Origin of the sequence: uncultured Nevskia sp. (assembly GCF_903885465.1) — a bacterium.
Classification (GTDB): domain Bacteria; phylum Pseudomonadota; class Gammaproteobacteria; order Nevskiales; family Nevskiaceae; genus Nevskia.
In genome coordinates this window covers 1-6,176 of sequence record NZ_CAISIQ010000346.1, presented here as the reverse complement: position 1 = coordinate 6,176, position 6,176 = coordinate 1, and the positions used below count along the sequence as shown (strand labels likewise).

Annotated in this window: 5 protein-coding genes; 2 read left to right on the top strand and 3 right to left on the bottom strand. The window is 63.8% G+C overall.

Translation table 11 applies throughout. The annotated features are described in order from the left end of the window. The 3 genes from QZY06_RS13685 to gspC form a co-directional block, all read right to left on the bottom strand. On the bottom strand, nucleotides 1-573 hold a 573-nt coding region (locus QZY06_RS13685; protein WP_295685415.1), incomplete at its 3' end, for a GspE/PulE family protein. Between the two features lie 19 nt (nucleotides 574-592). Continuing rightward, on the bottom strand, nucleotides 593-2,767 hold the full coding sequence (gspD, locus tag QZY06_RS13680) for a type II secretion system secretin GspD (protein WP_295685412.1): 2,175 nt from the start codon (nucleotides 2,765-2,767) through the stop codon (nucleotides 593-595). A gap of 59 nt (nucleotides 2,768-2,826) precedes the next feature. Further along, nucleotides 2,827-3,750, bottom strand: a complete 924-nt coding sequence (gspC, locus tag QZY06_RS13675) for a type II secretion system protein GspC (protein ID WP_295685410.1) — start codon at nucleotides 3,748-3,750, stop codon at nucleotides 2,827-2,829. A 152-nt stretch (nucleotides 3,751-3,902) separates the two neighbouring features. Between gspC and clpS the strand changes: the two genes are divergently transcribed. Both clpS and QZY06_RS13665 read left to right on the top strand, forming a co-directional pair. Then, nucleotides 3,903-4,232 carry an ATP-dependent Clp protease adapter ClpS gene (clpS, locus tag QZY06_RS13670; RefSeq protein ID WP_295685408.1) on the top strand — a complete coding sequence of 110 codons (330 nt, stop codon included), beginning with the start codon at nucleotides 3,903-3,905 and terminating at the stop codon, nucleotides 4,230-4,232. 328 nt (nucleotides 4,233-4,560) lie between these two features. Continuing rightward, nucleotides 4,561-6,176 (top strand): AAA family ATPase (locus QZY06_RS13665; RefSeq protein ID WP_295685404.1); only part of this gene is annotated, 1,616 nt, incomplete at its 3' end.

Sequence of the window (6,176 nt, the reverse complement as noted above, 5' to 3'; positions counted from 1 at the left end):
GATGCGGCCATCCTGCGGCAGGCGCTTCTCGGCGATGTCGAGTTTGGCCATGATCTTGACGCGGGAGACGATCTTCGGCGCCAGCGAACGTGGCGGGTTGAGGATCTCGCGCAGCACGCCGTCGATGCGGAAGCGCACCGTCACCCGCGTCTCGAAGGTTTCGATATGGATGTCGGAAGCGTTTTCCTTGATCGCTTCGACGAGCAGGCCGTTGATGAACTTGATGATCGGCGCGTCGTCGTCGGTTTCCAGCAAGTCCTGCGCTTCGGCGAGCGCGGCACTCAAGCTGTCGATATCGGCGCTGTCTTCTTCGAGGCCATCGGCGAGCGCGGCGCTGGCGCCGGTCTGGCCTTCATAGGTCCGCTGCAGCAGCGCGTCGAATTCATCGAGGCTGACATTGCGCATCTTCACCGGCCGGCGCACGAAGCGCCGAGCTTCCTGCACGGCATCGATGCTGACGCCAGGACGGCAGACCAGTTCGACGGCGTCGCCGCGGTCGACCGAGACGATCAGTCCATGCCGTTTCGCAAACGCGAACGGCGGCCGGCGCAGGGCGGGGCTTGCAGCTTCCATGACAGTGCTCGCCTTCGGCTCAGTTACCGGACGGTGCAGCCGGGGCGGGCGCCGGAGCTGTTCGGGGGGCTGGGTTGGGAACCGGCTCAGGGCCCGGCTCCTGGACCATCGGTGGCGAAACGGGATTCGCGTCCTTGGCCGCCTGCTGGTCGGCCGCGTAGTTATCGAACGGTGCCAGCACCGGACGCGCGCCGCCGATCAGCGGCACGGCGCCCTGCGCGGCACGCAGTTCGGCATTGCGCACGCCGTCGTAGCGCTTGCGCGTGTAGTAGTCGGCGTCCTTGCGGTCGTCGAGGATCACCGGATGAATGAAGATCATCAGGTTGGTCTTGGCCTTGCGCACCGAGCGCGACTTGAACAGCGCACCGATCACCGGAATGCTCGACAGCAGCGGAATACGGCTCTGCGAATCGGTCAGCTGGTTGTCGATGAGGCCGCCGATGAACAGGATCTGATCGCCTTCCACGGACACCGAGTTGGTCACCGTACGCTTGTTGGTGATCAGGCTCGCGGTGCCGGCACCGCCGCTGGCGATGCCCGAGCTTTCCAGATCGATCTTCAGCTTGATGCCGTTGTTTTCGTTGACCGTCGGCGTGATGCCCAGCTTCAGGCCCACTTCCTTGCGTTCGATGGTTTGGAACGGATTCACCGAACCGTTGTTGGCGCCACCGCTGCCGGTGTTCGAGAAGCTGCCGGTCAGGAACGGCACTTCCTGGCCGACGGACAGCTTGGCTTCCTCGTTGTCGAGCGTGGTCAGCTGAGGCGTGGCGAGGATGTTGGTATCGCCATCGGAGGCCAGCGCGCGCAACAGCACGGCGAAGAACGAACCACCCGAGGTGAAGCCGCCGATGCCGGCGGTGGCGCCGGAACCGATCAGCGATGCCGCCGCCGTGACCAGCGTGCTGGTACCGCCGGTGGCGACCGCCGTGGTGGCACCGCTGGCGGCTGTGGCCAGGGACGACAAGGCGCCCTGGGTGCTCTGGTTGAGGATGCCGGTGATCGCGCCAGTGCTCGGGCTGTAGGCCGCGTAGTCGAGGCCGAGTTCGCTGGCCTTGGTCGCGCTGACTTCGGCGATGATCGCTTCGACCAGTACCTGGCGGCGGCGGATGTCGAGCTGGCTGATGACGTTGCGGATCGCCAGCATCGCCTTCGGTGCGGCGGTGACGACAAGCGAATTGGTGTCCTTGTCGGCGATCACGCGAGTGCCATCGGCACCACCGCCACCGGACGATGCCGCGGCAGATGCTGCGCCGCCGGCCGCTGCACTGGCGCCTGGACGCGAGCTGGCGCTGGCCGCCTGGGCATAGCCTTCGAGGATCGGCGCCAGGTTTTCCGCGCTCGCATAGTTCAGATAGAAGACTTGGGTATCGCCGCCGCTCGGGCCGGGCTGATCCAGGCGACGGACGATTTCCGCCATCCGGCTGCGCTCGCCTTTCTCGCCGCCGATCAGCACGCTGTTGCTGCGTTCGTCAGCGATGACGACGCCGGTCTGGGCGGTTGGATCGGCCTGCTTGCTGGCCTGCGACAAGGTCGTGAGGATGCGCACCACGTCGGTGGCGGCAGCGTTCTCGAGCTTGACGACTTCGATCTCGCGATCGCCGCTCTGATCGATCTGGGCGATCAGCCGCTCGATGCGCATGACGTTCGAGGCGCGGTCGGAAATGATCAGCGAGTTGTTGCCGGCGTAGGCCGCGAAATGGCCGGACTGGCTGATCAGCGGACGCAGGATCGCCACCAGCTGCGAGGCCGAAACGTTCTGCACCGTGTAGACGTGGGTGACGATCTCGTCGAACGGCACGCCGCGGCCGTTGGAGATCAGGCCGCCGCCGTCGGTACGGGCGTTGGTTTCCGGCACGATCTTGATCGCGTCACCGGCCGGGATCGCCGCGAAGCCTTGCACCTGCAGCACCGCGAGGAAAGTCTGGTAGACGCCGGCGGCATCCATCGGGCTGGCCGACACCACGGTGACCTTGCCACGCACGCGGGGATCGATGATGAAGTTCTTGCCGGTGACTTCGCTGACCGTCGCGATCAGCGTCGAGATTTCCGCATCCTTCAGATTCAGCGTGACTTCCGCACCGCGGTTGCGCCCCTGGGCCTGGGCCTGGGTCAGCACGGCGCTGCCGGTAGCTGCCACGAGCAGTGCTGCGGACAGCGTCAGCACAGTCTGTTTCAGGGTATTGCGTGCGTTCATGGCAAGGATCGGAAGAGCATTCGGTTGCGGCGGTCAAGCAATGAAGCCGCCGGTGTCACTTATTCGAGATTGATGCTGAAGTTCTGCGGCTGGCCGCCGCGATCGACCGTGAGATTGATCTGGGCGCTCTGACTGAGATCGGTCAGCAACTGCAGCGAGCGGGACGGATCATTCAGTGCCACGCCGTTCACCGAGGTGACGACATCGCCAGGCCGCAGGCCGGCAGCCGCGAACATCGCCCGATCGCGGCCCGGATAGATGCGGTAGCCGGACAAGCCACCGCCAGTGTTGACCGGCTGCACGCGGATGTAATTGGCCGCCTTGGACGGATCGGCCAGGATTTCCGAGCGGATCTCGCCGAGCGAGGTCAGGATGTCGTTCTCGCCGTCGGAACTCGGCGTTTCGACCAGATCGTCGCCGACTTGCGATGGCAGCAGGCTGCCACCGGGATTGTCCTTGTCGAGCCGCAGCGTCTCCAGCTTGCCGCCGCGGAGCAGGATGACGCGATCCGGGAAAATGGCCTGCAGCTGCACGCCACGGGCGATGTCATCACCGACGGCATAAGGCTTTTCGTCGCCGCCCTGGGTGGCGATCAATGCCCGCGATTGGCGGTCCTTGTCGTTGCGGCCGTTCGACAGGATGCCGAGCAGGGTCAGGTTCAGCTGGGTATCCGGTGCAGCGGCGAGATCGGAGAGCGCGGGATCGGCCGGTGCTGTGTACTGGCCGAACAGATGCGCTCCGGCAACTCGGCCGAGATCGACACCTGCCTTGGCAGCGGTGCGCGGTGACGTGGCCGCAGCCGGTTGCCACTGCGCGCTTTCCGGTACCGGCACCAAGGCCCAGACCAGACTCGCCATCATTTTCGCGATCACCACGACCAGCAGCAGGTTCGCCAGATACGGCAGGCGGGGACCATAGCGAGCCGCGAGCGCAGGCATTGCGCCGGGCAGGGCATTGAGTCGTGAACGGGAGAAAGTGGCCATCGGCGGCATGATAACGGGGCTTTGACAGTGGCGGGAATAATGTGATGCAGCCACGGGACATCGAACGGAGTTGCTGCGCTCGCTCCGTCTACAAGATTGCTGCCAGCGGCCTCCGGCTCCGGCAGCGCTGGACAATTCGGTACACTTCAGCGATGTCAGACCGCGACACTCGCAGCAATCAGGACTCCGGCACCGGTCTCATCGTCGATGAGGCCAAACCGCGCCTGCAACAGCCGCCGATGTACAAGGTGGTGATGATCAACGACGACTTCACGCCGATGGAGTTTGTCGTACAAGTGTTACAGACGTTCTTCCATCACACCCGCGAACAGGCCGTGCAGATCATGCTGCAGGTCCACCAGGCAGGGCGCGGCACGGCCGGCATTTTCCCAGCCGAGATCGCCGAGACCAAGGTTGCCCAGGTCAACAGCTTTGCGCGCAAGAACCACCATCCCTTGTTGACGGTGATGGAAAAGGTCTGAGGCTTGAGCTGAGTCAGGTCTGCTGACGCTCGTCGCCTTTCTGACGCATCGGTGGTGACGGTTTCCCGCCTCGCGCGTTTGGCATCGGCTCCGAAGCTTTGTTCGGAATCTTCTCGTGGTATGCCGAACGAACGGCCCACGACGTTTGCGACCGCAATCGATACCGCTCGCCGGCAGAATCGCAGGGCATCGTCGCCCATGCCGGGCCAGTCTCGAAATGGTGCGCCTTTTGCGTACTCCTATTTCGGTTGACGACATTGCATGATGGGGCTGGAAAAGCCTCCATCACTGCCCCAACGTACCGACATCACCCGTTCAGGAAGCGACCATGCTCAGCGATGAACTGCAGAAAGCTCTTGATGCCGCATTCCTTGCGGCGCGTAGTGACGGTCATGAGTTGCTGACCGTCGAACACCTGCTGTTGGCATTGCTGTCCGATTCCAACGTCAGCGAAGTGCTGACCGCCAGCGGTGGCGATCTCGACAAGCTCGAAACCGGCCTGCGTGAATACATCACCCAGAACATCCACTCGAACAAGGATGCCGGCGGCAATCAGGAAGTACAGCCGACGCTGTCCTTCCAGCGCGTGCTGCAGCGGGCGATCTATCACGTGCAGGCTTCCGGCAAGAAGCGTGTTTCTACGCTGAACGTGCTGGTGGCGCTGTTCGCCGAGAAGGATACCCACGCGGTCTATCTGCTCAACGAACAGGGCGTGACCCGCCTGGACGTCGTCAATTACATCAGCCACGGCATCGCCAAGAACAACCAGCCGGCCGCGCCGCAGGAGCAGCAGAACGACAACGAGGACAAGGATGAGTCCGGCAAGAGCAGCGGCAAGTCCGCACTCGAGCAGTTCGCCGTCAACCTCAACCAGCGCGCCATGCGGGGACTGATCGATCCTTTGATCGGTCGTGCCCACGAGATGGAGCGGGTGATGCAGACGCTCTGCCGCCGGCGCAAGAACAATCCGCTGCTGGTCGGTGAAGCTGGCGTCGGCAAGACCGCGATCGCCGAAGGCCTGGCTTGGCTGATCACCGAGAACCGCGTGCCGGAACTGCTGAAGGACGGCATCGTCTTCAGCCTCGATCTCGGCTCCCTGATTGCCGGCACCAAGTACCGCGGCGATTTCGAGAAGCGCTTCAAGAGCGTGATCTCGGAACTGGCGCGGACGCCGGGCGCGATCCTGTTCATCGACGAAATTCACATGATCATCGGCGCCGGTGCGGCTTCCGGTGGCGTCATGGACGCGTCGAATCTGCTGAAGCCGATGCTGGCCAACGGCGAGCTGCGCTGCATCGGCTCGACCACCTACCAGGAATATCGCGGCATCTTCGAGAAGGATCGCGCACTGTCGCGGCGCTTCCAGAAAGTCGACGTGCCGGAACCGAGCGTGCCGGAAACGATCCAGATTCTCGAAGGTCTGCGCGCCCGTTTCGAAGAACACCATCAGGTGCACTTCACCAGCGGTGCGATCCGCAGCGCCGTCGAACTGGCGGCCAAGCACATCACCGATCGGCACCTGCCGGACAAGGCGATCGACGTCATCGACGAAGCCGCTGCCCGCTTGCGCCTGCTGCCCGAGGCCAAGCGTCGCAAGACCGTGCAGGTACGTGACATCGAGGAAACCGTCGCCAAGATCGCGCGGATTCCGCCGAAGAGCGTGTCGTCGAGCGACAAGGATCGCCTTGCCACGCTGGAGCGCGATCTCAAGCTGGTGATTTTTGGCCAGGATGCTGCGGTCGAAACCCTGTCCTCGTGCATCAAGCTCGCGCGTTCAGGCCTCGGCAATCCGGACAAGCCGATCGGCAACTTCCTGCTCGCCGGTCCTACCGGTGTCGGCAAGACCGAAGTCACTCGGCAGCTGGCCAGTCAGCTGGGCATCGAACTGATCCGCTTCGACATGTCCGAGTACATGGAGCGGCACACGGTGTCGCGCCTGATCGG

Excerpts from the sequence above, each read along its gene's own strand:
- clpS (WP_295685408.1), top strand. The coding sequence starts at position 3,903 with ATGTCAGACCGCGACACTCGCAGCAATCAGGACTCCGGCACCGGTCTC.
- gspD (WP_295685412.1), bottom strand. The coding sequence starts at position 2,767 with ATGAACGCACGCAATACCCTGAAACAGACTGTGCTGACGCTGTCCGCA.
- gspC (WP_295685410.1), bottom strand. The coding sequence starts at position 3,750 with ATGGCCACTTTCTCCCGTTCACGACTCAATGCCCTGCCCGGCGCAATG.